24 protein-coding genes and 1 pseudogene are annotated in these 25,481 nt (G+C 54.2%); 13 read left to right on the top strand and 12 right to left on the bottom strand.

Going from position 1 to position 25,481, the window contains the following annotated elements; translation table 11 throughout:
* The first annotated feature begins 4 nt into the window (after positions 1-4).
* The 4 genes from B9Z32_RS03080 to manD are packed head-to-tail and all read left to right on the top strand — an operon-like array spanning position 5 to position 5,221.
* Positions 5-1,531, top strand: coding sequence for a UxaA family hydrolase (locus tag B9Z32_RS03080; protein WP_108419892.1), 1,527 nt, complete (start codon positions 5-7; stop codon positions 1,529-1,531).
* 15 nt (positions 1,532-1,546) lie between these two features.
* On the top strand, positions 1,547-2,605 hold the full coding sequence (locus B9Z32_RS03075) for a malate/lactate/ureidoglycolate dehydrogenase (RefSeq protein ID WP_108419891.1): 1,059 nt from the start codon (positions 1,547-1,549) through the stop codon (positions 2,603-2,605).
* The gene (locus B9Z32_RS03070; RefSeq protein ID WP_108419890.1) at positions 2,598-4,013 is read left to right on the top strand and encodes a mannitol dehydrogenase family protein; all 1,416 of its coding nucleotides are present in this window, start codon (positions 2,598-2,600) and stop codon (positions 4,011-4,013) included. Before B9Z32_RS03075 ends, B9Z32_RS03070 begins: the two co-directional genes overlap by 8 nt.
* Positions 4,010-5,221, top strand: a complete 1,212-nt coding sequence (gene manD, locus B9Z32_RS03065) for a D-mannonate dehydratase ManD (RefSeq protein WP_108419889.1) — start codon at positions 4,010-4,012, stop codon at positions 5,219-5,221. Before B9Z32_RS03070 ends, manD begins: the two co-directional genes overlap by 4 nt.
* 6 nt (positions 5,222-5,227) lie before the next feature.
* Here manD and B9Z32_RS03060 read toward each other — a convergent pair whose 3' ends face one another.
* From B9Z32_RS03060 to rfbB, 6 genes are all read right to left on the bottom strand, one after another.
* Positions 5,228-5,521: a type II toxin-antitoxin system RelE/ParE family toxin gene (locus B9Z32_RS03060; RefSeq protein ID WP_108419888.1), complete on the bottom strand. Its 294-nt coding sequence runs from the start codon at positions 5,519-5,521 to the stop codon at positions 5,228-5,230.
* A complete protein-coding gene (locus tag B9Z32_RS03055; protein ID WP_233248035.1) occupies positions 5,508-5,720 on the bottom strand; it encodes a type II toxin-antitoxin system prevent-host-death family antitoxin in 213 nt (70 codons plus the stop codon). The genes B9Z32_RS03060 and B9Z32_RS03055 overlap by 14 nt, the downstream gene beginning before the upstream one ends.
* Before the next feature lie 127 nt (positions 5,721-5,847).
* Positions 5,848-6,486 (bottom strand): nucleoid occlusion factor SlmA, encoded by a 639-nt coding sequence (gene slmA, locus B9Z32_RS03050; protein WP_108419886.1) that lies wholly within the window; start codon positions 6,484-6,486, stop codon positions 5,848-5,850.
* Positions 6,487-6,500: 14 nt separating this feature from the next.
* A complete protein-coding gene (gene argB, locus B9Z32_RS03045; RefSeq protein WP_108419885.1) occupies positions 6,501-7,400 on the bottom strand; it encodes an acetylglutamate kinase in 900 nt (299 codons plus the stop codon).
* A gap of 114 nt (positions 7,401-7,514) precedes the next feature.
* Positions 7,515-8,396, bottom strand: a complete 882-nt coding sequence (gene rfbD / locus B9Z32_RS03040) for a dTDP-4-dehydrorhamnose reductase (RefSeq protein ID WP_108419884.1) — start codon at positions 8,394-8,396, stop codon at positions 7,515-7,517.
* Positions 8,393-9,454, bottom strand: coding sequence for a dTDP-glucose 4,6-dehydratase (gene rfbB, locus B9Z32_RS03035; protein ID WP_108420952.1), 1,062 nt, complete (start codon positions 9,452-9,454; stop codon positions 8,393-8,395). The genes rfbD and rfbB overlap by 4 nt, the downstream gene beginning before the upstream one ends.
* Before the next feature lie 99 nt (positions 9,455-9,553).
* Between rfbB and B9Z32_RS03030 the strand changes: the two genes are divergently transcribed.
* Positions 9,554-10,063: a phasin family protein gene (locus B9Z32_RS03030; RefSeq protein ID WP_158268167.1), complete on the top strand. Its 510-nt coding sequence runs from the start codon at positions 9,554-9,556 to the stop codon at positions 10,061-10,063.
* Positions 10,064-10,066: 3 nt separating this feature from the next.
* A complete protein-coding gene (locus tag B9Z32_RS03025; RefSeq protein WP_108419882.1) occupies positions 10,067-10,732 on the top strand; it encodes a TetR/AcrR family transcriptional regulator in 666 nt (221 codons plus the stop codon).
* A gap of 6 nt (positions 10,733-10,738) precedes the next feature.
* Here B9Z32_RS03025 and B9Z32_RS03020 read toward each other — a convergent pair whose 3' ends face one another.
* The 4 genes and pseudogenes from B9Z32_RS03020 to B9Z32_RS03010 form a co-directional block, all read right to left on the bottom strand.
* Positions 10,739-11,503 carry a type III pantothenate kinase gene (locus B9Z32_RS03020; protein ID WP_108419881.1) on the bottom strand — a complete coding sequence of 255 codons (765 nt, stop codon included), beginning with the start codon at positions 11,501-11,503 and terminating at the stop codon, positions 10,739-10,741.
* A 100-nt stretch (positions 11,504-11,603) separates the two neighbouring features.
* Positions 11,604-12,026 (bottom strand): rhodanese-like domain-containing protein, encoded by a 423-nt coding sequence (locus tag B9Z32_RS14205; protein ID WP_233248178.1) that lies wholly within the window; start codon positions 12,024-12,026, stop codon positions 11,604-11,606.
* Between the two features lie 201 nt (positions 12,027-12,227).
* Positions 12,228-12,755: pseudogene (locus tag B9Z32_RS14200) on the bottom strand (MBL fold metallo-hydrolase); the annotation flags it as partial.
* An 8-nt stretch (positions 12,756-12,763) separates the two neighbouring features.
* Positions 12,764-13,009 carry a metal-sensing transcriptional repressor gene (locus B9Z32_RS03010; RefSeq protein ID WP_108419879.1) on the bottom strand — a complete coding sequence of 82 codons (246 nt, stop codon included), beginning with the start codon at positions 13,007-13,009 and terminating at the stop codon, positions 12,764-12,766.
* Between the two features lie 76 nt (positions 13,010-13,085).
* On the opposite strand from B9Z32_RS03010, the gene B9Z32_RS03005 reads away from it, so the two are divergent.
* Genes B9Z32_RS03005 through gshB form a run of 4 tightly spaced genes read left to right on the top strand, consistent with a single transcriptional unit; the run spans position 13,086 to position 18,313 of the window.
* Positions 13,086-13,505, top strand: a complete 420-nt coding sequence (locus tag B9Z32_RS03005; protein WP_108420951.1) for a YeeE/YedE family protein — start codon at positions 13,086-13,088, stop codon at positions 13,503-13,505.
* Positions 13,502-13,978 (top strand): DUF6691 family protein, encoded by a 477-nt coding sequence (locus B9Z32_RS03000; protein ID WP_108419878.1) that lies wholly within the window; start codon positions 13,502-13,504, stop codon positions 13,976-13,978. Before B9Z32_RS03005 ends, B9Z32_RS03000 begins: the two co-directional genes overlap by 4 nt.
* A 42-nt stretch (positions 13,979-14,020) precedes the next feature.
* Complete coding sequence (gene icmF / locus B9Z32_RS02995; RefSeq protein WP_108419877.1) at positions 14,021-17,314, top strand: fused isobutyryl-CoA mutase/GTPase IcmF; 3,294 nt, start codon at positions 14,021-14,023, stop codon at positions 17,312-17,314.
* A 48-nt stretch (positions 17,315-17,362) separates the two neighbouring features.
* Positions 17,363-18,313 (top strand): glutathione synthase, encoded by a 951-nt coding sequence (gshB, locus tag B9Z32_RS02990; RefSeq protein WP_108419876.1) that lies wholly within the window; start codon positions 17,363-17,365, stop codon positions 18,311-18,313.
* Between the two features lie 11 nt (positions 18,314-18,324).
* Here gshB and B9Z32_RS02985 read toward each other — a convergent pair whose 3' ends face one another.
* Positions 18,325-19,086 carry a class II glutamine amidotransferase gene (locus B9Z32_RS02985; protein WP_108420950.1) on the bottom strand — a complete coding sequence of 254 codons (762 nt, stop codon included), beginning with the start codon at positions 19,084-19,086 and terminating at the stop codon, positions 18,325-18,327.
* A 49-nt stretch (positions 19,087-19,135) separates the two neighbouring features.
* Entirely contained in the window at positions 19,136-21,367 is a 2,232-nt protein-coding gene (locus B9Z32_RS02980) for a malate synthase G (protein WP_108419875.1), read from the bottom strand.
* 206 nt (positions 21,368-21,573) lie between these two features.
* Here B9Z32_RS02980 and B9Z32_RS02975 point away from each other — a divergent pair, with 206 nt between their 5' ends.
* The 3 genes from B9Z32_RS02975 to argS are packed head-to-tail and all read left to right on the top strand — an operon-like array spanning position 21,574 to position 25,436.
* Positions 21,574-22,773: a CaiB/BaiF CoA-transferase family protein gene (locus B9Z32_RS02975; RefSeq protein ID WP_108419874.1), complete on the top strand. Its 1,200-nt coding sequence runs from the start codon at positions 21,574-21,576 to the stop codon at positions 22,771-22,773.
* Positions 22,774-22,808: 35 nt separating this feature from the next.
* The gene (locus tag B9Z32_RS02970) at positions 22,809-23,741 is read left to right on the top strand and encodes a LysR family transcriptional regulator (protein ID WP_108419873.1); all 933 of its coding nucleotides are present in this window, start codon (positions 22,809-22,811) and stop codon (positions 23,739-23,741) included.
* A gap of 9 nt (positions 23,742-23,750) precedes the next feature.
* Entirely contained in the window at positions 23,751-25,436 is a 1,686-nt protein-coding gene (argS, locus tag B9Z32_RS02965; RefSeq protein ID WP_108419872.1) for an arginine--tRNA ligase, read from the top strand.
* Positions 25,437-25,481: the final 45 nt, after the last annotated feature.

The following is a 25,481-nucleotide window of genomic DNA, read 5'->3' as shown; positions in this document are numbered from 1 at the left end:
CAACATGAGCCTTTTCATTCGCCTCCACTCTGCCGATGACGTGGTCATTGCGCGCGCACAACTCATGAGCGGTACCAGCGTTGATGGTGTTGCTGTTCGGGGTTTGATTCCACCAGGACACAAAGTGGCCACCCGTGCCATTCAAGCTGGCCAAGCTGTGCGCCGTTACAACCAAATCATTGGCTTTGCCAGTCAAGCCATTCAAGCCGGCGAGCACGTGCACACGCACAACCTCAATATGGGCCCCGAGAAAGGCAACTTTGAACGCGATTACGCCATCGGGCAAGATGTCAAGCCAGAGGCACCGCGCAAGCATGCCACCTTCATGGGCATCAAGCGCTCAGATGGCCGTGTGGCCACGCGCAATTACATTGGGGTGTTGTCCAGCGTCAATTGCTCGGCCACGGCGGCACGCGCCATTGCCGATCACTTCTCCAAACGCAACAACCCAGCCGCTTTGGCCAACTTCCCCAACGTCGATGGCGTGGTGGCACTCACCCACGGCACCGGCTGCGGCATGGACACTGAGGGCTTGGGTATTCAGTTGCTAGAGCGCACTTTGGCAGGCTATGCCACGCATGCCAATTTTTGGGGTGTGGTGGTGGTGGGTTTGGGCTGCGAGTCCAATCAACTCAACACTTGGTTGGCGCACAGCAGTTTGCGCGAAGGCGACACCCTCAAGGTTTTCAACATTCAAGACACAGGCGGCACGCGACTCACCGTTGAAAAAGGCATTGCGCTCATTGAAGAAATGCTGCCGCGCGCCAATCAAATCAAGCGCGAGCCCTGCAGTGCCGAGCACATCACGGTGGGTTTGCAGTGCGGCGGTTCTGACGGCTACTCTGGCATCAGCGCCAACCCAGCATTGGGCGCTGCGGTTGACTTGCTTGTGCAGCATGGCGGCACGGCCATCTTGAGCGAAACCCCCGAAATTTATGGCGCAGAGCACCTGCTCACACGCCGTGCAGTCAAACCAGAGGTTGCGCAAAAACTCATTGACCGCATTCACTGGTGGGAACAATACACCGAGATCAACGGCGGTGAAATGAACAATAACCCATCGCCTGGCAACAAGGCAGGCGGCCTCACCACCATCTTGGAAAAGTCATTGGGGGCCGTGGCCAAAGGCGGCACCAGCAACTTGCAGGCCGTTTTCGAATATGCAGAGCCAGTCAATACCCATGGTTTTGTGTACATGGACACACCAGGCTACGATCCTGTGAGTGCCACGGGCCAAGTGGCGGGCGGTGCCAACCTCATTTGCTTCACCACAGGGCGCGGCAGTGCCTATGGTTGCGCCCCCTCTCCCAGCTTGAAGTTTTCCACCAACTCCGCTTTGTGGAAAAAACAAGAGGAAGATATGGATCTCAATTGCGGTGAAATTGTCGACAACGGTGTGAGCATTGCCGACATGGGTCAGCGCATTTTCGAAATGATTTTGAAAACCGCTTCAGGCGAACCTTCCAAGAGCGAGCTGCACGGCTATGGCCAAAATGAATTTGTGCCATGGCAAGTGGGCGCCGTCATGTAATTTGAAAGTCAAACAATGAGCCAATGTATTCCAGCCGATCAGTTGCGGCAGCGTGTTGCCTCCATCATTCAACAGGCAGGAAGCCAAGCCGCGGAGGCTGAGCAAGTGGCTGCCAATTTGGTCATGGCCAATTTAAGTGGCCACGACTCGCATGGTGTGGGCATGGTGCCGCGCTATGTCGATGCTGTCCTGGAAGGTGGCCTCAGCCCCAACACCGGCGTGAAGGTTGTCCTAGACACGGGCCCTTTGTTGAACTTGGATGGTCAACGTGGTTATGGGCAAATCACGGGCGTGCAAGCCATGCAGATGGGCATTGAACGCGCCAAACAATACGGCGTTTGCACAGTGGCGCTGAGCCGCTCCCATCACTTGGGGCGTATCGGTCACTTTGCCGAAATGGCGGTGGCGCAAGGTTTGGTGTCGATTCACTTTGTGAATGTGTTGTCGCGCCCTGTGGTGGCGCCTTATGGAGGCGGTGACGGACGCTTTGGCACCAACCCTTGCTGCATTGGCGTGCCCATGGGGCAGCGCAAACCTTTTGTGCTCGACTTTGCCACCAGCCGCGTGGCGCAAGGCAAGATGCGCGTGGCATACAACAAAGGTGAGCAAGTGCCAGATGGCTACTTGATCGATGAAAAAGGCCACCCCACCAACAACCCAGGCGTGGTGGTGGTGCCGCAATCAAATGGTTTCTTTGGTGCGCTCATGACCTTTGGCGATCACAAAGGTTTTGGCATGGCCATGGCTTGCGAACTTTTAGGCGGTGCGCTTACGGGCGGTGGCACATGGCACCGCGAAGCAGACAACAAGCGTGCCGTGCTCAACGGCATGCTCACCATGATCGTCGACCCTGTTCGCTTGGGCACGCATGACGCCTTCGAAAAAGAAGCCTTGGCTTTTGAAGACTGGTTGCGCCAAAGCCCCAATGCGCCGGGTACGGAAGGTGTCTTGCTGGCCGGTGAGCCTGAGCGCAAAGCGCGCACCGATCGTCAACTCAATGGCATCTGGGTTGACGATGCCACCTTGGCCGAAATTCAAGCATCCGAAGAAAAACTCAAGCAGCGCCATGTCTGAATTGCTTCTGTGCCGCGAAACGCAATCACGCCTTCCAAAGTCCGTTCAATCACCTTCCTATCAACCCATTCCCTCAGCGGCTGGGGTCTTGCATCTCGGATTGGGCGCGTTTCACCGCGCGCACCAAGCCATGGTGTTTGACCAGCTGCTGCGTGCAGGTGATATGCGCTGGGGCGTTCATGGCGTGGGCATGACTCAGCCCGGTTTGGTGAACAAACTGCGCGCACAAGACGGTTTGTATGCGGTTCGCATTGCAGGATCAAAAGGCATTGAATGGCAATTACCTGGCGCCCTTTGGCAAACCAGCGTGGCTACCACCGAGCGGCAGAGTGTGATCAAAGCCATTTCTGCTGCCAGCACCCGTTGGATCACACTGACCGTGACTGAAAAGGGATATACGCCTACATTGGCGCAACTGCTGATAGAAGGCTTGCGCGTTCGCTGCGCAGAAGGTCGACCAGGCCTGACCATCGCCTCTTGCGACAACTTGCAAGGCAATGGCCACAAGCTCAAAGCCTTGATTCACGCCACAGCCACGCCGCAAGACGCACCTGCCATGAAGTGGATGGACGCCCATTGCGCGTTTCCTTGCAGCATGGTCGATCGCATTGTGCCTGCCGCTACCCCTGAAGTGACAAATGCCGCCAAAACCGCACTGGGCTTGGTAGACGAGTGCGCTCTCAGCACCGAAACATTTTGGGAATGGGTGATTGAAGACAATTTTGCAGACCCTGCTGATGCCGCCTTGCTGAGCCAGTGTGGGGTGCGCGTCACAGCCCATGTTCACAGCTATGAAGAAGCCAAATTGCGAATGCTCAATGGCAGTCATTCCGCCATGGCCTTGATGGGTGCTGTCACAGGTCGCGCCTACATTGCCGATTGCATTGGCGAAGACCACATTCGCCAATTTGTTGAACGCTTGATGAGTCAAGAAGTTGCCCCCCATTTAAGCCGTGCCGATTGGGCCAACTACCGCGATGCCCTCATTCAACGTTTTGGCAATCCGTTTTTGAAGCACAGCGTGCACCAAATTGCCACCGACAGTTCGCAAAAAATTCCGCAGCGTTGGCCGCCCTCCGTTTTGGGACAAATGGCTAGCAATGCTTCGTTTGAACACCACGCCCTGGCGGCTGCCGTTTTTTTGCGCTACACCTTGGCCAAAGATGAGCAAGGCAAAGCCTACGCACTCAACGATCCGCAAGTCAGTAGCCTGATGGCCATTGGTGCCAATCAAGCCACAGAGCCTCATGAAAGTGTGCGTGCATTGTTGGCCCGTGAAGATTTGTGGGGCAAAGAACTGGCGGCATCAGCAGCTTGGCTTTCACGCGTAAGCTATTGGCACGATCAAGTGTTGCACCAAGGCATCGACGCCACCGTGAAATACATCACTCAGCAAGAATTCTCATGAAAATCACCGCTGCACGCGTCATTGTTTGCTGCCCTGGCCGCAACTTTGTCACCCTCAAAATTGAAACCGATGAAGGCCTCACCGGCATTGGCGATGCCACGCTCAATGGCCGCGAATTGTCGGTGGTGAGCTACTTGGAAGAGCACGTTATTCCTTGTTTGACTGGCCGAGATCCACAACAAATTGAAGATATTTGGCAGTACCTCTACAAAGGTGCTTACTGGCGCAGAGGCCCTGTCACCATGTCGGCCATAGCCGCAGTTGATACTGCGCTGTGGGATATCAAAGCCAAGATTGCAGGACAGCCGCTGTATCAATTGTTGGGTGGCCGCAGCCGCACGGGCATCATGTCTTATGCACACGCCACAGGACGCGACACCGCAGAAACAGTGGATGAAGTGTTGCGCTACAAAGAAATGGGCTACCTGGCCATTCGCGCACAAAGCGGCATACCAGGCCTCCACAAAGTCTATGGCGTGAGTGGCAATGGCCGCATGTACGAACCTGCAGATGGCCCTTTGCCAGGCGAGCACGATTGGAACACCGAGAAATACTTGCGTCACACGCCTGGCTTGTTTCAAGCAGTGCGCGATGCCGTTGGACCCGACACGCATTTGCTGCATGACGCACACCACCGTCTCACACCCATTGAAGCGGGACGCCTAGGCAAAGAGCTCGAGCCCTTCCATTTGTTTTGGCTGGAAGATCCCACCCCCGCAGAAAACCAAGAAGCCTTCAAGCTCATTCGCCATCACACCACCACACCTTTGGCCGTTGGTGAAATTTTCAACACTGTGTGGGACTGCAAAGATTTGATTGAGCAGCAACTCATCGACTACATCCGCACCACCGTGACACACGCGGGAGGTATCACGCATCTTCGCGTCATTGCCAACTTGGCCAGCCTGTACCAAGTGCGCACTGGCTCTCATGGTGCAACAGACTTGTCGCCAGTCTGCATGGGTGCTGCATTGCACTTTGACACGTGGGTACCCAACTTTGGCATTCAAGAACACATGGCGCACAGCGAAGAGATGCTGTCGGTCTTTCCCCACGATTGGCGTTTTGAAAAGGGCATGCTGTATTGCGGCGAGTCATCAGGCCACGGCGTGGACATTGACGAAAAACTGGCCGCAAAGTATCCGTATCAGCGCGCGTATTTGCCCGTCAACCGATTGCAGCACGACGGTACGCTTTGGAGTTGGTAATTCAAATTAGTTGTGCCGCTTAACAGCACTCACATACGCCTCACTGTGGTCTCGCCTGCCAACAGCAATGACCATGACGACCAATTTTTGCTCGATCACTTCATAAACTAAACGGTAACCTACATCACGCAACTTGATCTTGTAGGTGTTTTGTAATTCGCCATGCAGCTTGGCAGAAGGCACATGTGGAGTTTTAAGACGTTTGGCCAAAGCATTTTGAAACTGCGATTTGATTGAGCCGTCTAATTTTCTCCATTCCTTGAGAGCCAGCTCGTGAAACTCAAGACTATAGGTCGTCAATGTTGACCTTGACTGATTTACCACCTTGGCGTGCTTTGACGATCTTGGTCAGTGCCGCGTCTTCAATTTGCTCCAACATGTTTTCATATGCGGCAGCCGATATCAAATAGGCTGCTGGCTTATTGTGATTCAACACAGCGACTGGTGCCAAATTAGCCACCTCAATGACCTCGGCTGGATTTCGCCGAAGATCAGTCATGCTGACTGTATTGCGGGCATATATGGTTTGGGTAACAGGCATTGAATTAGCACTTAAAAAAGCACATTATTTAGTGCTTTTTTGAAAATGTCAACCACTCAAACCTGATGCTCTCAAAACCTTCAACTCAAAGAATGCGAGCCAACGAAGCCTGCAAATTCTCTGAAGGCAAACGTTTAAAGCCAGAACGCGCAAAGCGTTGCATGAGGCCCATCATGAAGGCCACCAACATAGAGGCTGTAACTTGCGCATCCACAGTGGGGGTGTCGCTCTGAGGACCGCCATCGCGCAAAGATTGCTTGAATGCACTTTCGAGTTTGTCGAACAACAAATTCATGCGCTCTTGCAAACGCTCGTTTTCAAACACCAGCGCATCACCCGTCATGACGCGGGCCATGCCGGGGTTCTTTTCTGCAAATTGCAAAATGAGCGCTACGGTGCGCGCCACTTGGGCTGGGCCTGCTGGCTCGCGATCGGCAATTTGCCGCACAAACGCAAACACCGACTGCTCGACAAAATCAATCAGGCCTTCAAACATTTGCGCTTTGCTGGCAAAGTGACGGTAAAGCGCCGCTTCACTCACACCCAACTTGGCCGACAAAGCGGCCGTGGTAATGCGCTCTGCGCCAGGCTGCTCCAGCATGCCGGCCAAGGTTTGCAAGATTTGCAAACGACGCTCGCCGGGCTTGGGGCGCTTGCGTGTGGGCGTGGCGCCAGCCTCTTCGTTGTCGGGCATGCTGCCTTCGTGGCTTGTCTCTGTGGTCATGGAAAGGCTCCTGCTCAGTAGCTGCGAATCATGGTGCCGAAGGCTTGATCAGTCAGAATTTCTAACAACATGGCATGCGGTACACGGCCATCGATGATGTGCACGGCTTTCACGCCACTCTTAGCGGCATCCAAGGCGCCACTGATTTTGGGCAACATGCCGCCGCTGATGGTGCCATCGGCAAACAGCTCGTCAATGCGGCGAGCGCTCAAGTCAGTCAACAAATTGCCAGCTTTGTCCAACACACCAGGTGTGTTGGTGAGGAGCACCAGTTTTTCCGCCTTCAAAACACTGGCCAACTTGCCTGCCACCACATCAGCATTGATGTTGTAGCTTTCATTGTTTTCGCCAAAGCCAATGGGGCTGATAACAGGAATGAAGGCATCGTCTTGCAAAGCTTTGACCACGCTGGGGTCAATCGATTCAATCTCGCCCACTTGACCCACGTCGTATTCTTTGTTGGGATCGGCGTTGTCGACCATTTTCAATTTTTTGGCGCGAATCAAACCGCCATCACGGCCCGTTAAACCCACTGCTTTGCCGCCTGCTTGATTGATCAAGCCCACAATGTCTTGCTGCACTTCACCGGCCAACACCCACTCCACCACTTCCATGGTTTCTGCGTCGGTCACGCGCATGCCTTGAATGAATTCACCTTTTTTACCCAAGCGGTTTAAGGCGGTTTCAATTTGCGGGCCGCCACCGTGCACTACCACAGGGTTCATGCCTACCAATTTCAAGAGCACCACGTCTTCAGCAAAGTCGGCTTGCAAGGCGGGGTCGGTCATGGCATTGCCGCCGTATTTGATGACCAAGGTCTTGCCGTGAAACATGCGGATGTAAGGCAAAGCCTGGGCCAAAATTTCTGCTTTGTCGCGAGGAGAAATGTGGGCCAAAGAATCGTTGTCAGTCATGATGGTTCTTCAAAGTGAAAACATGCAAGTCAGTACTTGCTCATGTGATGAAAGGCTGTCAGAGCCGTATTGTGAACACTTTTGGGGCATTTAACACCCCATGCAAGCCCAAGTTTACAAAATTTTTGCGAGCATGGCATCCACCCCAGTTTGCCAAGCCGGCAATTTGAGTTGGAGGGCTTTTTCAAGCTGGCTGCAATTGAGCCTAGAGTTCAGCGGGCGAGCCGCAGGTGTTGGAAACTGGGTGGTGGGAACCGCAGCAAGCTCTTTCACCGTGTACGTCAAATCTGGCTTGAGGCTTTGGGCAGTCTGCAAAACATATTGTGCGTACGCGTGCCATGTGGTCTCGCCAGCCGCCGCCAAGTGGTAAATGCCTGTCAAGGGCGTTTCGTGCTGCAAACACAAAGCTGTGATGTCGGCCAACAAGGCCGCGCCGGTGGGAGCGCCAAACTGGTCATTGATAACCGCCATCTTTTCGCGCTCTTGGGCCAAGCGCAGCATGGTTTTGGCAAAGTTGCCGCCTTCGGTGCCATACACCCAACTGGTTCTGAAAATGACATGCTTGGCGCCTTGCTTGGCAATGCCCTTCTCTCCTGCCAGCTTGCTGTGGCCATAGACATTGACCGGCCCTGTTGCATCAGACTCAAGCCAAGGTTTTTGACCCGCGCCATCAAACACATAGTCGGTGGAAAAATGCACCAGGTAAGCATCAATGGCCGCACAGGCACGGGCCAAGACCTCTGGCGCCAAGGCATTGACCAAATTCGCCGTTGACTGATCTGTTTCAGCTTTGTCAACTGCTGTGTAAGCAGCTGCATTAACCACCACGTCGGGTCGATACACCCGCACAGTCTCTGCCAGACCTTCCAAATTGCTCAGATCGCCACAGTGCGTTGTGCTGTTTCTGTCTAGGGCCAGCAACTCGCCCAATGGCGCCAAGCTGCGCTGCAGTTCCCAGCCGACTTGGCCTTTTTTGCCGAGCAATAAAATTTTCATGCGGTGTATTGCTTTGAAACCCACTCACGGTAAGCGCCGCTTTGCACGTGCGCCACCCATTCGGTGTTTTCCAAATACCAAGCCACTGTTTTGCGAATGCCGGTCTCAAAGGTTTCGGCGGGCCTCCAGCCCAATTCTTTTTCAAGTTTGCGAGCGTCAATGGCATAGCGTCTGTCGTGGCCAGGACGGTCTTTGACATACGTAATTTGCTGTGCATAGCTGGCACCATCGGCACGCGGGCGCAGCTCGTCGAGCAAGGCGCAAACTGTTTTGACAATTTCAATGTTGGGCTTCTCGTTCCAACCGCCCACGTTGTAAGTCTCGCCCAGTTGGCCGCCTTCCAGCACACGTCTAATGGCGCTGCAATGGTCTTTGACATAAAGCCAATCGCGCACCTGCATGCCGTCGCCATACACCGGCAAGGGCTTGCCTGCCAGCGCATTGACAATCATGAGGGGAATGAGCTTTTCAGGAAAGTGCAAAGGACCGTAGTTGTTGCTGCAGTTGGTGGTGAGCACCGGCAGGCCATAGGTGTGATGCCATGCACGAACCAAGTGATCGCTGGCCGCCTTGCTGGCACTGTAGGGGCTGTTGGGCTCGTACGGATGTTGCTCGGTAAAGGCTGGATCTTGGGGCGCCAAACTGCCATAAACCTCATCGGTTGAGACATGCAAAAAGCGGAAACTGCTTTGCGCATTGGCTTCCAAACTTTGCCAGTAGCCGCGCACCGACTCCAACAAACGGAAGGTGCCCACAATGTTGGTTTCAATGAATTCGCCGGGGCCGTGAATGGAGCGATCGACATGGCTCTCGGCTGCAAAATTCAAAACCGCTCGGGGTTGGTGCTCGGCCAAAAGCTGGGGCAACAAAGCAAAATCGCCAATGTCACCCTGCACAAACACGTGCTGAGGCTTGTTTTTCAAGGGTTCCAATGACTCCAAGTTGCCCGCGTAGGTCAGCTTGTCGAGATTCACAATCTTTTCGTCGGTGTTGGCCACCCAGTCCAATACAAAGTTGGCGCCAATGAAGCCCGCACCACCGGTCACAAGAATTGTCATTTTTTCTTTCCAAAACTGTATTTTATAAGCATTGGCATGTCGTGCGGCAGCGGTTAAAGTGAGGTTTTGATGGTCCATCAATCGAAGTACGGAGTTTTCATGGCCCCCACCGCCCCCAAAAAGCCAGCTCAAGGCAATTCCAAAGGTACTGGCAGCGCAGGCTCTGCGCACAGCGCGGCTTCCAAAGACATTTGGCTAGCAGGCCTCGGCGCCATGGCGCAAGCGCAGGCACAAGCTCGCGAACAAGGCAGCAAAGCCTTTGAAGCTTTGGTGGCAGAAGGTTTGGCGTTTCAGAAAAAATCGCAAGCTGCTGCCCAAGAAAAAATCCAAGAAGCCGCAGCGCATTTCAACCAACTCACGCAAAATTTGGGGGCTGGCTTGGTTCAACCGGTTGGTGCCAAAGTTGATCGCTTAGAACACCTTTTTGAAGATCGCGTGGCTCGGGCGCTCAAAAGTTTGGGCCTGCCCACTGCCCAAGAAGTGGCCGAGCTGCAAGATCGAGTGGCCGTTTTGGAGGCGGCCCTGGCAAATGCAAAAGTAAAGGCAGATGCAAAGGCAAAGGCAAACGCCAAATCGCCCGCCAGAAAACGCGTCACCCCTGCCAAGTAATTCATGGCCAAAAAAGCCCCCCGTCGCACCGCCGAGCGCATTGCCACAGTGTCTTTAGACCTGTTCAATCGCTATGGCGAACCCAATGTGTCGACCACGCTCATTTCGTCCGAGCTCAACATCAGCCCGGGCAATTTGTACTATCACTTTCCCGCCAAAGACCAATTGGTCAGCCATCTGTTTGACAACTACAAAGCAGACATGCTGAAGCTGCTTGATGCCAGCCAAGATGTGAAGGATGTGGAAGATGCGTGGTTCTTTTTGCACTCCTTGTTTGAGCTCATTTGGACGCACCGATTTTTGTACCGAGACCTGAACGACTTGCTGTCTAAAAATCGGCATTTGGAAACCAACTTCAAAAACATCTTAGAAGTTAAAACAGCTTCGCTTCACCAGTTGCTGCAGGCTTTGGCCAGACAAGGCCACATTCGGCATGAGCCCGACACCTTCAATACCTTGTCAACCAGCATGTCGGTGGTCGTTACCTATTGGCTCAGTTATGAGTATGTGCGCAACCCTAGGCATGCCATGGAGCCAGAAAGCGCTGGCGATGCCTTAGCCCGTGGTGCACGGCATGTGCTTTTGTTGTTGGCACCCTACTTGGAAAACCCAAGCGAACGCGCTCACTTGATGCAACTCACGCATGCCTATGCGTCAGAGGTGAGTTAAAGCAATTTAGACAAAACGTGTTTGCGCCAGCTTCAACAGGCCATCAAAAATAAGGCTGTCCACCAACTCAAATTGGATGGCCATGCTTGGGGCCATTTTCCAACCCGCACCACCCGTCATGACACACTGCGGCTCTTGTCCGGTGTGTTGTTTTAGGTGCTGCACCATGCGCTCGCAAGCACCTGCAATGGCGTAGGTTCCACCGCTGGTTAAAGCATCACTGGTATTGGTGGGGAAGGGCCTGACTTCCCCAGTGGGAACATGCAATCCAGCGGTGCCTGACTCTAAGGCGCGCAACATAATGCCGTGGCCGGGCAAAATAAAGCCGCCTAAAAATTTACCGTGTTGATCCAAGGCTTCCACTGTGACGGCTGTGCCCACCATGACCACCACCAATGGTTGGGCTGGGCCTTTGGCCAACATGCGGTGGCGCGCACCGATCATGGCCACCCAACGGTCGGAGCCCAAGCGAGTGGGATGGTCGTAGCCATTGCTCACGCCAGCCTCCTGGTTGGAAGACACCACCCATTGCGGCGCAACGTCCCACAGTTCCAATTGTTCTTGCACACGGCGCTTCACGGCATCGCCAGCGACCACACAGCCCAGCACATGTTTGGGCGCAGCCAAGCCCGCCCAAGGTCCATCGGAGAGGGTTTCGATGTTCTCTAAAAATTCCGCGCCTTGCGCAAGCACATTGGCTTGGGTATGCGGCCGATCGTAGAGTGCCCACTTCAAACGCGTGTTACCGACGTCGATTGCCAAAAATGTCATGTGCAGATGATACTGATTTTTTCAACTTGCTTAGCCTCAATGCTCGCAAGCAAAGTGCAGGCTTGAAGCGCACAAGAACCGCGTGGGGCTTTTGACTTGATCAATTCTGTCGCCAAGGCAGGCCGCGCATTCGCCAACCGCCTAACTTACCGCGATGCGCATTGGCATCGGGATCGCCTTCAAAACCTTCCAAAATATTGAACGCCTCAATGCCCAAAGTGGTGGCTCTTTGTGCTGCAGCAACAGACCTTACACCACTGCGACACAACAACACAATTTTGAGGCCTGTAGATGCAATGGCTCGAATGCCTGCATCAAACTCTGGATTGACATCCACCACCGGCCATTGCTTCCAAGCCAATGGTTTGGCTTCAGGCACAAAGCCCACCCACGCACGTTCTGCATCCGATCGAACATCTACCAAAACAGCTTCGCCCGACTGCACCCAGTGCCAGGCCAGTTCAGGATAGACATCGCCGGCATAACCGTCTGCGGGACGAATGGTTAGGACATCATTTCTCACAGTTTCTCCTCCGGCATCTTGCCGTAATCCAGAATTTAAATTGGCAGGCACGGCTTCATCAATTCGCCGTGGCTTGGGCAAATTCAGGTTGTTCATGATGGCCACAAACTGCGCTTCGGTGTGACCTGCAACACGCACATTGTGTTTGATTTCATCACCAATACTTGAGTGAGTTTGACCTTTGTAATCATGGCCTGGCCACACCGTGGTGTCTTGCGGTAACTTGAACAAGATTTGCGTGATGCTGTGATACAGGGCCTGCGCACTGCCCGATTGAAAGTCGGTGCGGCCGCAACCACCAATGAGCAGGGTATCGCCTGTAAACACATGTCCACCCTCTTGCGCAGCCACATAAAAACTCATGCTTCCTGCTGTATGGCCAGGGGTGTGCAAGGCCTTGAGCGCAAAAGCCCCAAACGGAATCAATTGACCATCGACCAATTGCACCGAGGCTGTTCCAATGTGACAGCCTTCAGGCGCTGCCGTTTTCAAGCCCAAATGTTCGGCCAGCAAACCTGCGCTTGTGATGTGATCTGCATGTGCATGTGTTTCTAAAGCCCATCGGACTTTGAGGCCCTTGTCTTGAATGAGTTGTTGATCGCGTTGAATTTGATCGTCGACCGGATCGATGATGACCGCATCCAGCGAGTGGGGGTCATAAACCAAATAGGTGTAGGTGCTGGACTGGGGGTCAAACAGCTGAATGACTTGAGCTTGGGAAGTGTGCATTTGAAACTTCAGGCAAATTTGGTGAGCATTTCAGCCACATGCTCAGCCGATTGGTCGCCTTGCTCAATCATGCAACCCACCATGGAGAAAAAAGCTTTGTCTAAAGCTTTGCGAGATGCCGCCATTTGCTGGGCTACTTTTTCACAATCGGCGTCACTGTCGATGAGTTTTTGTAAACCTCGAATTTGGCCTTCAATTCGGGCCAAGCGAGCACAAAGGGCTTTCTTTTTTTCAGGATCAGCAATGCGGCTCATGAGAATCTTTCAGAATGGGATCAAATTATGATAACTTTTGCCAGCTTTTTTGGAACAATTTCGGGAACACAGCTTGATGCTTGACAATTTTCATCCTTATTTCATTGCCGGTCTCGGCGGTATTCTCATTGGTTTGGCCAGTTGGCTGCTTTGGTGGGGCCTTGGCCGTATTGCCGGCATCAGCGGCATTGCCTCAGAAACCATGGCTGCGCCCACCCAGCCCGACACTTGGCGCTGGGCTTTTTTAGCCGGTTTGATTATTGGCGGATGCCTTTTGGGTCAGGGCTTAGAAATCCCCACCCTGCCAACTCGGCCCTTGTATTTGCTGATCCCCGCGGGACTTCTGGTGGGCATTGGTACCGTCTGGGGCAGTGGCTGCACCAGTGGCCACGGGGTGTGTGGCTTGGGCAGGTTGTCTGTCAGGTCCTTGGTCTCAGTTGGCGTTTTCATGGCCACTGGCATGGCGGCCGTGACCTTGATGCGAGGTGCCGTATGAATGACAACCCCCAACGTGCCGGCCGTCTAGGACTGGCTTTTTCAGCAGGGCTCTTGTTCGCCTCTGGTTTGGTGTTGTCTGGCATGACCCAACCGCTCAAAGTGATGGGCTTCCTAGACATCACAGCCATGGGCAAAGGACCCTTCCCTGGTTTATGGGATCCCACCTTGGCATTTGTCATGGGCGGCGCGGTCAGCGTCACCCTTTTGGCATTTGCATGGACCCGCAGAATTTCGCAAACCCCCTTGTTTGGCAATCAGTTTTATGAGCCTTCACAAAACAAAATCGATCTGCCGCTGGTTGGTGGAGCAGTGATGTTTGGCGCAGGCTGGGGCTTGGTGGGTTATTGCCCAGGCCCAGCATTGGCCAGCGCGCTTTTGAGCGCCGATGCCCTTATTTTTACGGCCGCCATGTTGGCTGGCATGTTCATTTGCAAGACTTTTCTCAGCAAAACCGCTAAGATCGCTAGTTGACGTTGACGTAAACGTAAAGTCAACCTTGAACGGAACCATGCCATGACCGACTTGTCTGCCGAATACAAAGCCCTCGCTGAATACCGCCCCACGCACAAAGTGCGTTTTGTCACTGCCGCCAGTTTGTTCGACGGCCACGATGCAGCCATCAACATCATGCGCCGCATCTTGCAAAGCATGGGCGCCGAAGTGATTCACTTGGGTCACAACCGCTCAGTCGATGAAGTGGTCACGGCCGCTTTGCAAGAAGACGCGCAAGGCATTGCCATCAGCTCCTATCAGGGCGGTCATGTGGAGTATTTCAAATACATGGTCGACTTACTTCGCCAGCGCGGCGGCGAACACATTCAAGTGTTTGGCGGTGGCGGCGGTGTGATTGTTCCCGCAGAAATTCGCGAGTTGCATGCCTACGGCGTGGGCCGAATTTACAGCCCTGAAGACGGCCAGCGCATGGGCTTGGCCGGCATGATTGGCGAGATGGTGATGCGCTGCGACAAAGACATTAGCGCGTATGCACCCAAAGATTTGAAAGCCATTCAAGGTGGCAGCGAAGCCAACTGGCGAGCGCTGTCACAGCTCATCACCGTTTTAGAAAACGGCAACGCTTCTGCCGACATGGTGGCCGCATTGCGCACCGAAGCTGGCAAACACAAAGTGCCCGTGCTGGGCATTACTGGCACTGGCGGCGCGGGCAAGTCTTCTTTAACCGACGAACTCATTCGCCGTTTGCGCTTAGACCAAGGCGACAGCTTGCGCATTGCGGTGGTTTCCATCGATCCTTCACGCCGCAAGAGCGGCGGCGCCTTGTTAGGCGACCGCATTCGCATGAACGCCATCAACCCATGGCGCAATGGACAGCGAGTGTTCATGCGCAGTTTGGCCACGCGCGATTTTGGCAGCGAGATCTCTGCTGCCTTGCCCGATGTGGTGGCTGCTTGCAAGGTAGCGGGCTTTGATGTGGTGGTGGTGGAAACCTCTGGCATTGGCCAGGGCGATGCGGCCATCGTGCCGCACGTGGATGTGCCCATGTACGTCATGACGCCCGAATTTGGCGCAGCCAGCCAACTGGAAAAAATCGACATGCTCGACTTTGCCCAGTTCGTCGCCATCAACAAGTTTGACCGCAAAGGTGCCAGCGACGCACTGCGCGATGTGGCCAAACAAGTCCAGCGCAACCAAGAAGCTTGGACTGTTCCCACCGAACAAATGCCCGTGTTTGGCACCATGGCCGCTCGCTTCAACGACGATGGCGTGACCGCTTTGTACCAAGCGCTCAAAGTTCGCTTGGGCGAGTTGGGTTTGAACTTGAATGAAGGCCTGCTACCCAAGGTAGATGTACGGCACAGCACCAACCAAACGCCAGTGGTTCCACCTGCACGCTCGCGATACTTGGCAGAAATTACCGACACTGTGCGGGGCTACAAAAAACAAGCCCGTGCCCAAGCTAAATTGGCACGCGAAATTCAACAACTGCGCGCAGCCGCTGTCATGTTGGAAGTCGACAAGCCAGGCCGCGCCAAAGCTTCCGAAGCCGCCATCGACTTGGCTGCTCGCCGCGAAGAAACGCAAGACCCCGGCGCGCGCAAGTTGTTGGCCCAATGGCCAGAAATGCAAAAGGCCTACGCTGGTGATGAGTACGTAGTGCAAATTCGCGACAAAGAAATTCGCACAGCGCTCACTTCCAAAAGTTTGTCGGGCACCACCATTCGCAAAGTGTCTTTGCCCACCTACGAAGACCACGGCGAAATTTTGAAGTGGCTCATGCTCGACAATGTGCCAGGCAGCTTCCCCTACACCGCTGGCACTTTCGCGTTCAAGCGCGAAGGGGAAGATCCCACACGCATGTTTGCTGGTGAAGGTGATGCATTCAGAACCAACACCCGCTTCAAATTGCTGAGCGAAGGCATGGCCGCCAAGCGTTTGTCCACCGCTTTTGACTCAGTCACTTTGTATGGCAACGACCCCGATCCTCGCCCCGACATCTACGGCAAGGTGGGCAATTCTGGCGTGAGCATTGCCACCTTGGACGACATGAAGGTGCTCTACGGCGGCTTCGACTTGTGCAACCCTAGCACCAGCGTGTCGATGACCATCAACGGTCCTGCGCCCTCTATCTTGGCCATGTTCATGAACACCGCCATCGATCAGAATTTGGATAAATTCAAGGCCGACAATGGCCGCGAACCGACAGCCACCGAAGCCGCCAAAATTCGCGAGTGGGTTTTGGCCAATGTGCGCGGTACGGTGCAAGCCGACATTCTGAAAGAAGACCAAGGTCAAAACACTTGCATCTTTAGCACCGAGTTCAGCTTGAAGGTCATGGGCGACGTTGCACAATTTTTTGTCAACAACGATGTGCGCAATTTCTACTCCGTGTCTATCAGCGGCTATCACATTGCAGAAGCTGGTGCCAACCCCATCAGCCAATTGGCCTTCACATTGTCCAATGGCTTCACGTTTGTGGAAGCCTACTTGGCACGGGGCATGCACATCGATGACTTTGCGCCCAATTTGAGTTTCTTCTTCAGCAACGGTATGGACCCCGAGTACACCGTGATGGGCCGTGTAGCTCGCCGCATCTGGGCGGTGGCCATGAAGAACAAGTACGGCGCCAACGAGCGCAGCCAGAAGTTGAAGTACCACATTCAAACCTCAGGCCGCTCACTGCACGCGCAAGAAATTCAGTTCAACGACATTCGCACCACGCTGCAAGCTTTGATTGCCATTTACGACAACTGCAACTCTTTGCACACCAACGCGTTTGACGAAGCCATTACCACGCCCACCGAAGACAGCGTGCGCCGTGCTATGGCCATTCAACTCATCATCAACCGCGAGTGGGGCTTGGCCAAAAACGAAAACCCCAACCAAGGCGCCTTCATCATTGAAGAACTCACCGAGTTGGTGGAAGAAGCCGTGTTGGCCGAGTTTGAAAAGATTGCAGACCGAGGCGGTGTGTTGGGCGCCATGGAAACAGGCTATCAGCGCGGCAAGATTCAAGACGAATCGATGCACTACGAAATGCTCAAGCACACCGGCGAGTACCCCATCATTGGTGTCAACACTTTCCGCAACCCCAAAGGTGACGAAGTGCTCGAGAAGCTGGAATTGGCTCGATCTACGGAAGATGAGAAAAAGTCTCAACTCGATCGTTTGCACGCCTTTCATGCCCAGCATGCCAAAGAGTCTCCCGCCATGTTGGTGCGCCTACAGCAAGCCGTGATTCACAATCAAAATGTGTTTGAGGTCCTAATGGACGCTGTGCGCGTTTGCTCGTTGGGTCAAATTACCAATGCCTTGTTTGAGGTGGGTGGTCAATACCGCCGAAACATGTAAATTTCCGACTGTCATGCGCAGTTAATGTCTTTGTGAGACATTACGCGCATGAACATCCTTTTCATTGTCGACCCCCTCGCCTCCTTCAAGATCAAGAAGGACACCAGTTTTGCCATGATGCGCGAGGCCCAAAAGCGCGGCCACAGCATCACGGCTTGCGAGGTACCGCATATTCAATGGCAGCGCGGTGAGTGCGTCAAAGCGCAAGTTCAAGATCTGCACTTAACCGGCGATGCCAACACCTGGTACGAAGTGACGGCCACGCGCCAAGCTTGGCTGAAAGACTTTGACGCCATCATCATGCGCAAAGATCCACCCTTCGACAGCGAATTTTTCTACGCCACACATTTGCTAAGCCAAGCCGAACGCGAAGGTGCCAAGGTGTTCAACAAAGCATCTGCTTTGCGTGACCACCCCGAAAAACTGGCCATCATGGAATTTCCCGAATTCATTGGGCCCACTTTGGTCACACGATCGGCCGACGCCATCAAGGCGTTCCACGCGGAGCACCAAGACATCATTTTGAAACCGCTCGATGGCATGGGCGGCATGGGCATTTTCCGTGTTGGCGCCGATGGCATGAATTTGGGCTCGATCATTGAGACGCTCAACCTCGATGGTGCGCAATCGGTCATGGTTCAAAAGTTTTTACCCGCCATTGCGCAAGGTGACAAACGCGTGCTCATCATTGGCGGCAAGCCTGTGCCTTTCTGCTTGGCGCGCATTCCGCAAGGTGGCGAAGTGCGCGGCAACTTGGCTGCGGGTGGCAAAGGTGTGGCGCAGCCCCTTACAGACAAGGACCGCGCCATTGCAGAAACCATTGGCCCCATTTTGGCGGCGCGTGGTTTGTTGCTCATTGGTCTTGACGTCATTGGCACCAGCGTGACCGAGATCAACGTCACCAGCCCCACTTGCTTCCAAGAAATTTTTGACCAAACCGGCTGTGATGTGGCGGCTATTTTCATTGATGCATTGGAAGCGGCGATCAAAGCGCCTTGAAGCAAAGCGCCTTAAAGCAAAGCGCCATCCTTAAACACCATCACCTCGCCTGGCACAAACGCTGTCCACGGCTCGTCTAGCGTGAGGGGGGCGGTGACCACCACCGCCACACGGTCGGTGGGCTTGGTTTGCTCGGCAAAGTTCACTTGCATGTCCTCATCTTTGAGCGTGGCCGTTTTGAATGGGTACTGCCGAATCACGTAGTACAAGTTGTTGGAGGCATGTGCCCAAAGCGCTTGGCCGTTGGACAGCAAAAAATTGAAGGTGCCGTGCTTGGCAATTTGCGGCACTAACTCACGCAGTGTGAGGGTGAGCTCTTGCACACTGGGTACCGTTGCATGCGACTTGGACAGCTCCTGCATGATCCAACAAAATGCCCCCTCACTGTCGGTTTGTCCCACAGGCTGAAAGTGGCCATGCAAGCGCGGATAGAAGTTTTCTAAATTGCCATTGTGCGCAAACACCCAATAACGGCCCCAGAGCTCGCGCACAAACGGATGACAGTTTTCGAGTGACACCGCACCTTGCGTCGCTTTGCGAATGTGCGCAATAACATTTTGGCTTTTGATGGGGTAGCGCCGAATGAGTTCGGCCACCGGCGAACGGCTGGCCTCTTGGTGGTCTACAAAATGCCGCACCCCCGCACCTTCGAAAAAGGCAATGCCCCAACCATCCGAATGGTGATCGGTGACACCGCCTCTTTGCGAAAAGCCACTGAAGCTGAACGTCGCGTCCGTGGGCGTGTTGCAGTTCATGCCCAAGAGTTGGCACATATCGAAGCCTTTTTCAAAGGCGGCCCACAATAGGCCGCCCTGAAACAGTTTAGCCGGCCTTGACCTTCAAACGCCATGCATGCAACAAAGGCTCGGTATAACCGCTAGGCTGCTCTTTGCCTTTGAAAACCAAGTCGCAAGCCGCTTGATAAGCCTTGGATGTTTTGAAATTGCCGGCCATCTTTTGGTACAAAGGATCGCCTGCATTTTGCTGGTCCACCACTGCGGCCATGCGCTCCATGGTGGACTCCACTTGGGCTTGTGTCACCACACCATGCGCCAGCCAGTTGGCAATGTGCTGGCTGCTGATGCGCAAAGTGGCACGGTCTTCCATCAAGCCCACGCCATGGATATCGGGTACTTTGGAGCAACCTACGCCTTGGTCAACCCAACGCACCACATAACCCAAGATGCCTTGGGCGTTGTTGTCGAGCTCATCTTGTTTGTCTTTCGCGGTCCACTCTGCAGCTTGTGCTGCGGTCACTACGGGGAACTGCAACAACTTGCTCAAGGTTTCTTCGCGCATGGCCTTGGCACTTTGCTTAGCAATGGTTTTTTCCATCTGCTTTTGCAGAGCTGGCACGTTCACTTGGTGGTAGTGCATGGCATGCAAGGTGGCCGCTGTGGGGCTTGGCACCCAAGCAGTGTTGGCACCCGCATTGGCGTGACCAATTTTTTGTTTCAACATGTCGGCCATCAAATCGGGCATGGCCCACATGCCCTTGCCAATTTGTGCACGACCGCGCAATCCGGCTTGCAAGCCCACGGCCACATTGCTTCGCTCGTAAGCACCCAGCCATGTACTGCCTTTAATGTCACCCTTTCGCATCACAGGGCCTGCCAACATGCAGGTGTGCATTTCATCGCCAGTGCGGTCCAAGAAGCCGGTATTGATGAAGGCCACGCGCGATTTAGCGGCTGCAATGCAGGCTGCCAAATTGACACTGGTGCGGCGCTCTTCGTCCATGATGCCCAGCTTCACGGTAGAAGCCTTCAAACCCAAGACCTTTTCAACGCGGCCAAACAAAGTGTCGGCAAAACCGACTTCTTTGGGGCCATGCATTTTGGGCTTCACGATGTACACGCTGCCGGTGCGGCTATTGCGGAAATCGGCGCCCTTCTTCTTTTGCAAATCGGCCATGGCACAGGTGGTGGTAATCATGGCGTCCAGGATGCCTTCTGGAATTTCTTTTTGCGTGCCGTCTGCGGCGTTGTACAAAATGGCAGGGTTGGTCATGAGGTGACCCACATTGCGCACGAACAACAAAGAGCGGCCATGCAACACTTCGTGGCCTTTGCCGCTGGGCTTGGTGTACACGCGGTCGCCATTCAAAGTGCGCTTGAAGGTTGTGCCACCCTTTAGCACGTCTTCAGACAACGTGCCTTGCAAAATGCCGAGCCAATTGCTGTAGGCCAACACTTTGTCTTCGGCATCAACGGCTGCCACCGAATCTTCCAAATCCAAGATGGTGGAAAGCGCCGCTTCAGCCACCAAGTCAGACACGCCCGCGGGGTCTGTTTTGCCAATGGGATGAGACTTGTTGATTTGCAAATCGAGGTGCAAACCGTTGTGCTTGAACAGCAATGATGTGGGCGCCTTGGCATCGCCTTGGAAGCCCACAAATTGTTTGCCATCGGCCAAGGTGGTGGTGCCCGATTTCAAGCTCACCACCAACTTGCCGTCCTTCACGCTGTAACCCGTGCTGTCAATGTGCGAGCCTTTTTTCAAGGGCGCGCAACGGTCAAGCACATAGCGGCAATACTCAATCACTTTGGCGCCGCGCTTGGGGTTGTAGCCTGTGCCCTTTTCGCAGCCATCGGCCTCGCTCAATGCGTCAGTGCCATACAAGGCGTCATACAAAGAGCCCCAACGTGCGTTGGCTGCATTGAGTGCATAGCGCGCATTCAAAATAGGCACCACCAATTGTGGGCCAGCCAACACTGCCAATTCGGCATCGACGTTTTGGGTAGTGGCTTTTGGGCTCTTGGGTTCGGGCACCAAATAGCCAATGGACGAGAGATGTTTGCGATACGCCTTCATGGCTTTGGCATCGCTCACGGGGCCTGGGTTGGCGGTGTGCCACTTGTCCATTTCCAATTGAATGCGGTCGCGCTCAGCCAACAAAGCGATGTTGACGGGTGCCAAGTCTTTCACGATGCCATCAAAGCCCGCCCAAAATGCTTGGCTTTTGACGCCTACTGCGGGCAGCATTTGGTCTTCGATAAAACGAAAAAGTGGTGTGGCCACGTGAAGTCCGTGGATGGCAATGCGATCGGTCATGGAAGCCTCTTTAAAAAAATAAAAACAATTTTCCGAATAAACCTCACTTTATTCGATGTTTCAGAGTTTATAAATCAGAGAAATATCTTTTGACTTGTGACTTTTTGGCAAAGATTCGGGCCAATTACGTCAAAATTAGTGAAAATATTGTTCAGTTCTGAAAAGATTGAAATACCCATACGCACATTTTCATACCCAAAGACAGCATGTCCTCTTACCGTGTTTTGCCATCATTGCCCTACGAAGGCATCCGCGTTGTTGAACTCACGCACATGGTGATGGGGCCTACCTGCGGCATGGTGCTGGCCGATTTGGGTGCAGAGGTGATTAAGGTGGAGCCAATTGGCCACGGCCACGAGGGCGATGGCACGCGAAAACTTTTGGGCTCGGGTGCAGGTTTTTTTCCGCTTTTCAATCGGAACAAAAAAAGCTTGGCCCTTGATTTGAAAACACCCGAAGGCAAAGAAGCGGTTTTGCGTTTGATTGCCACGGCCGACATCTTCAGTGAGAACTTCAAGGCCGGCACCATGGAAAAGCTAGGGCTTGATTACACCACCCTGAAAAAGCTCAACCCACGCTTGATTTACGTCTCTCTCAAAGGTTTTTTGCCAGGCCCTTATGAACATCGCACCGCCTTGGACGAAGTGGTGCAAATGATGGGCGGCTTGGCCTACATGACAGGCCGATCCGGCGATCCCCTGCGCGCAGGTACCAGCGTCAACGACATCATGGGCGGCATGTTTGGTGCCATTGGCGCCATGGCAGCACTGGCGCAACGTACACAAACAGGCCTTGGGCAAGAGGTGCAAAGCGCCTTGTTTGAAAACAATGTGTTCTTGGTGGCGCAACACATGATGCAATACCAAGTGACGGGCAAAGCGGCAGCGCCTATGCCAGAACGCATTTCGGCTTGGGCTGTTTACGATGTGTTTGTGGTCAAAGACGGCGAACAAATTTTCTTGGCCGTTGTAAGCGATACAGCTTGGAAAATTTTCTGCGAGGTCTTTCACTATGCCGACTTGTTCAATGACCCACGCTTGCTCACCAACAACGACCGGGTGAAAGAACGCGATTGGCTAATTCCACTTCTGCGTGAGCGGCTCAAAGCATTTTCTGCGGCTCACCTGAGCGAAGTGTTTGAAAAAAACGCATTGCCTTATGCGCCCATCACGGCCCCTCACGAACTGCTAGACGATCCGCATTTAAAGGCCACGGGCAGCTTAGCGCCTGTTGAACTCAACGATGGCCGCAGCATCAACACGGTGTTGCTGCCTTTCAGCATGAACCAAGAGCGCTTGAAGGTTAGGCAATCTGCACCTCGCTTGGGCGAGCACAACGCGCCTCTGCTCAGCAGCTTGGGCTACAGCGCCGAAGACATTCAAAAACTCAGCAACCCAAGCAGCTAAAACCAAACACCTCAACACATTAACAACTAGACACCATGGACAAACTCAAAGTTTTTGAATCTTTTGTGTCAGTGGCCACCCGTGGCAGCCTGAGCGCTGCCGCACGCGCAGAAGGTGTAGCGCCAGCCATCATTGGGCGCAGACTGGATGCTCTGGAATCCCATCTGGGCGTGAAGCTGCTGCTGCGCACCACCCGCCGCATCAGCCTCACGCATGAAGGCAGTGCGTTTTTGGAAAACTGCCAACGCCTCTTAAGCGACGTGGCCAATGCCGAAGACAGCTTATCGGCCGGCGGCCTCAAAGCCAGCGGTCATTTGCGCATCACTGCGCCAGCGGGCTTTGGGAGGCGCCATGTGGCTCCCTTGGCCCCCCTGTTTCACGCCCAAAACCCCGATGTCAAAATCTCCTTGAACCTGAGCGACCGGGTCATAGACCTTGCTGCAGAAGGTTTTGACTTTGCTGTGCGCGTGGGCGACTTGCCAGACTCTTCCTTGGTGAGTGTTCGCCTGGCCGACAACCGCCGTCTATGTGTGGCCACGCCCGCTTACTTGGCAAAGCATGGCACCCCCCAACAACCGTCAGACCTGCTGCATCACAGCTGCTTGACCTTGTCTAGCGATGCCTCTCAAACCCGCGGCTGGGCCTTCAAAACCACTTCCCCAGACACCTCAGAAGGCCCAGAAGTGACTCACCTCAGGCCGCACGGCCCCTTAGATTGCTCGGACGGTCAGGTCTTGCACAGCTGGTGCCTGGCCAGCATGGGCATTGCCTGGCGCAGCACTTGGGAGGTAGAAAACGACATCCAATCGGGCCAGTTGGTAGAGGTTTTGGCCAATTATGCGGCCCCGCCCAATGGCATTTACGGTGTTTTTCCCCAGCGCAAACACTTGCCCCTGCGTTTGCGGCTTTGGATAGACTTTTTAAAGCATCACTACAGCTTGCCCGCAACTTGGCAAAGCGCCCCGTAAAATCGGGGGATGCTTCAAGCCAAACAAGATTTACTCTCGGCCCTTGCCGCCGAACTCGAACGCCTTCACGCTGGTGCCGGCGCCAAAGCCATTTTTGAGTCACCCAAGGTGGCCGCCCATGGCGATTTAGCCTGTACGGCCGCCATGCACTTGGCCAAACCCCTGGGGCAAAACCCAAGGCAAGTGGGCGAGGCTTTGCGAACTGCACTCATGGACACACCTGCGTTCAGCCAATGGGTTGAAAGCATCGACATTGCAGGCCCTGGCTTTTTAAACCTCAAGCTCAAGCCCAGCGCCAAACAAGCGGTGGTCAAAGAAGTGCTGCACGCTGCATCTTGCTTTGGCAAACAAGCCGAGCGCCATGAAAAAGTATTGGTGGAATTTGTGTCGGCCAACCCCACAGGTCCCTTGCATGTGGGCCATGGCCGGCAAGCGGCATTGGGCGATGCCATTTGCAATTTGTTTGCCACCCAAGGTTGGTCGGTGTACCGCGAGTTCTATTACAACGACGCCGGCGTGCAAATTAACACCTTGGCCACCTCCACGCAATTGCGCGCGCAAGGTTTCAAACCGGGCGATGCTCAGTGGCCCAGCGGCGAAAACGCAGCCGCCTACAACGGCGACTACATCCACGACATTGCGCAAGATTTCTTAGCCAAGAAAACCGTCAAGTCGGACGACCGCGAATTTACCGGCAGTGGCGACCTCAACGATTTGAATGGCATGCGTGAATTTGCCGTGGCTTATTTGCGCCATGAGCAAGACCTCGACCTCAAAGCCTTCGACGTTAAGTTTGACAACTACTACCTCGAGTCCAGCCTCTACACCAGCGGCCGTGTCGACAGTGCGGTCAAAAAACTTCAAGAAGCCGGCAAGACCTACGAACAAGACGGCGCTCTTTGGCTCAAGTCCACCGACTATGGTGATGACAAAGACCGCGTAATGCGCAAAGGCGACGGCACCTACACCTACTTCGTGCCCGATGTGGCTTATCACATCACCAAGTGGGAACGTGGCTTTACCAAGGTGGTCAACATTCAAGGCACCGATCACCACGGCACCATTGCCCGCGTGCGCGCTGGCTTGCAAGCCGCAGGCGCAGGTATTCCCCAAGGCTACCCCGACTACGTGCTGCACACCATGGTGCGCGTGATGCGCGGTGGCGAAGAAGTGAAAATTTCAAAACGCGCTGGCAGCTATGTGACTTTGCGCGACCTCATTGAGTGGACCAGCAAAGACGCCGTGCGGTTTTTCTTGCTCAGCCGCAAGCCCGACACCGAGTATGTGTTTGACATTGATTTGGCCTTGGCCAAAAACAACGACAACCCCGTTTACTACGTGCAGTATGCCCACGCGCGCATTCAATCCATCTTGCGAACCTGGGGCGGCAATGTGGCCAGCTTGGCCAAAGCAGACCTGTCCAGTTTGGACAACCCCAAGGCACAAGCGCTCATGTTGCTGTTGGCCAAGTACCCCGAAATGCTCACGGCGGCATCACAAGATTTTGCCCCGCACGACGTCACCTTCTACTTGCGCGACTTGGCAGCCAGCTACCACAGCTACTACGATGCCGAACGCATTTTGGTAGAAGACGAGTCGCTCAAATTGGCGCGCTTGGCACTGGTTGCAGCTTGCGCGCAAGTCTTGCAAAATGGCTTGAAAGTCTTGGGTGTGTCAGCGCCTGAGCAAATGTAATTCTGACGTCACTTTTTCAGAACGAATTAGAGAGTACTTCACAAC

It is taken from the genome of Limnohabitans sp. MMS-10A-178 (genome assembly GCF_003063375.1).
Lineage (GTDB): Bacteria > Pseudomonadota > Gammaproteobacteria > Burkholderiales > Burkholderiaceae_C > Limnohabitans_A.
Note: the sequence above shows the minus strand (reverse complement) of the source record. Positions and strands in the feature narration are given on the sequence as shown.

Excerpts from the sequence above, each read along its gene's own strand:
- B9Z32_RS03080 (WP_108419892.1), top strand. The coding sequence starts at position 5 with ATGAGCCTTTTCATTCGCCTCCACTCTGCCGATGACGTGGTCATTGCG.
- B9Z32_RS03075 (WP_108419891.1), top strand. The coding sequence starts at position 1,547 with ATGAGCCAATGTATTCCAGCCGATCAGTTGCGGCAGCGTGTTGCCTCC.
- B9Z32_RS03070 (WP_108419890.1), top strand. The coding sequence starts at position 2,598 with ATGTCTGAATTGCTTCTGTGCCGCGAAACGCAATCACGCCTTCCAAAG.
- manD (WP_108419889.1), top strand. The coding sequence starts at position 4,010 with ATGAAAATCACCGCTGCACGCGTCATTGTTTGCTGCCCTGGCCGCAAC.
- B9Z32_RS03055 (WP_233248035.1), bottom strand. The coding sequence starts at position 5,720 with ATGACTGATCTTCGGCGAAATCCAGCCGAGGTCATTGAGGTGGCTAAT.
- slmA (WP_108419886.1), bottom strand. The coding sequence starts at position 6,486 with ATGACCACAGAGACAAGCCACGAAGGCAGCATGCCCGACAACGAAGAG.
- argB (WP_108419885.1), bottom strand. The coding sequence starts at position 7,400 with ATGACTGACAACGATTCTTTGGCCCACATTTCTCCTCGCGACAAAGCA.
- rfbD (WP_108419884.1), bottom strand. The coding sequence starts at position 8,396 with ATGAAAATTTTATTGCTCGGCAAAAAAGGCCAAGTCGGCTGGGAACTG.
- rfbB (WP_108420952.1), bottom strand. The coding sequence starts at position 9,454 with ATGACAATTCTTGTGACCGGTGGTGCGGGCTTCATTGGCGCCAACTTT.
- B9Z32_RS03030 (WP_158268167.1), top strand. The coding sequence starts at position 9,554 with ATGGCCCCCACCGCCCCCAAAAAGCCAGCTCAAGGCAATTCCAAAGGT.
- B9Z32_RS03025 (WP_108419882.1), top strand. The coding sequence starts at position 10,067 with ATGGCCAAAAAAGCCCCCCGTCGCACCGCCGAGCGCATTGCCACAGTG.
- B9Z32_RS03020 (WP_108419881.1), bottom strand. The coding sequence starts at position 11,503 with ATGACATTTTTGGCAATCGACGTCGGTAACACGCGTTTGAAGTGGGCA.
- B9Z32_RS03010 (WP_108419879.1), bottom strand. The coding sequence starts at position 13,009 with ATGAGCCGCATTGCTGATCCTGAAAAAAAGAAAGCCCTTTGTGCTCGC.
- B9Z32_RS03005 (WP_108420951.1), top strand. The coding sequence starts at position 13,086 with ATGCTTGACAATTTTCATCCTTATTTCATTGCCGGTCTCGGCGGTATT.
- B9Z32_RS03000 (WP_108419878.1), top strand. The coding sequence starts at position 13,502 with ATGAATGACAACCCCCAACGTGCCGGCCGTCTAGGACTGGCTTTTTCA.
- icmF (WP_108419877.1), top strand. The coding sequence starts at position 14,021 with ATGACCGACTTGTCTGCCGAATACAAAGCCCTCGCTGAATACCGCCCC.
- gshB (WP_108419876.1), top strand. The coding sequence starts at position 17,363 with ATGAACATCCTTTTCATTGTCGACCCCCTCGCCTCCTTCAAGATCAAG.
- B9Z32_RS02985 (WP_108420950.1), bottom strand. The coding sequence starts at position 19,086 with ATGTGCCAACTCTTGGGCATGAACTGCAACACGCCCACGGACGCGACG.
- B9Z32_RS02980 (WP_108419875.1), bottom strand. The coding sequence starts at position 21,367 with ATGACCGATCGCATTGCCATCCACGGACTTCACGTGGCCACACCACTT.
- B9Z32_RS02975 (WP_108419874.1), top strand. The coding sequence starts at position 21,574 with ATGTCCTCTTACCGTGTTTTGCCATCATTGCCCTACGAAGGCATCCGC.
- B9Z32_RS02970 (WP_108419873.1), top strand. The coding sequence starts at position 22,809 with ATGGACAAACTCAAAGTTTTTGAATCTTTTGTGTCAGTGGCCACCCGT.
- argS (WP_108419872.1), top strand. The coding sequence starts at position 23,751 with ATGCTTCAAGCCAAACAAGATTTACTCTCGGCCCTTGCCGCCGAACTC.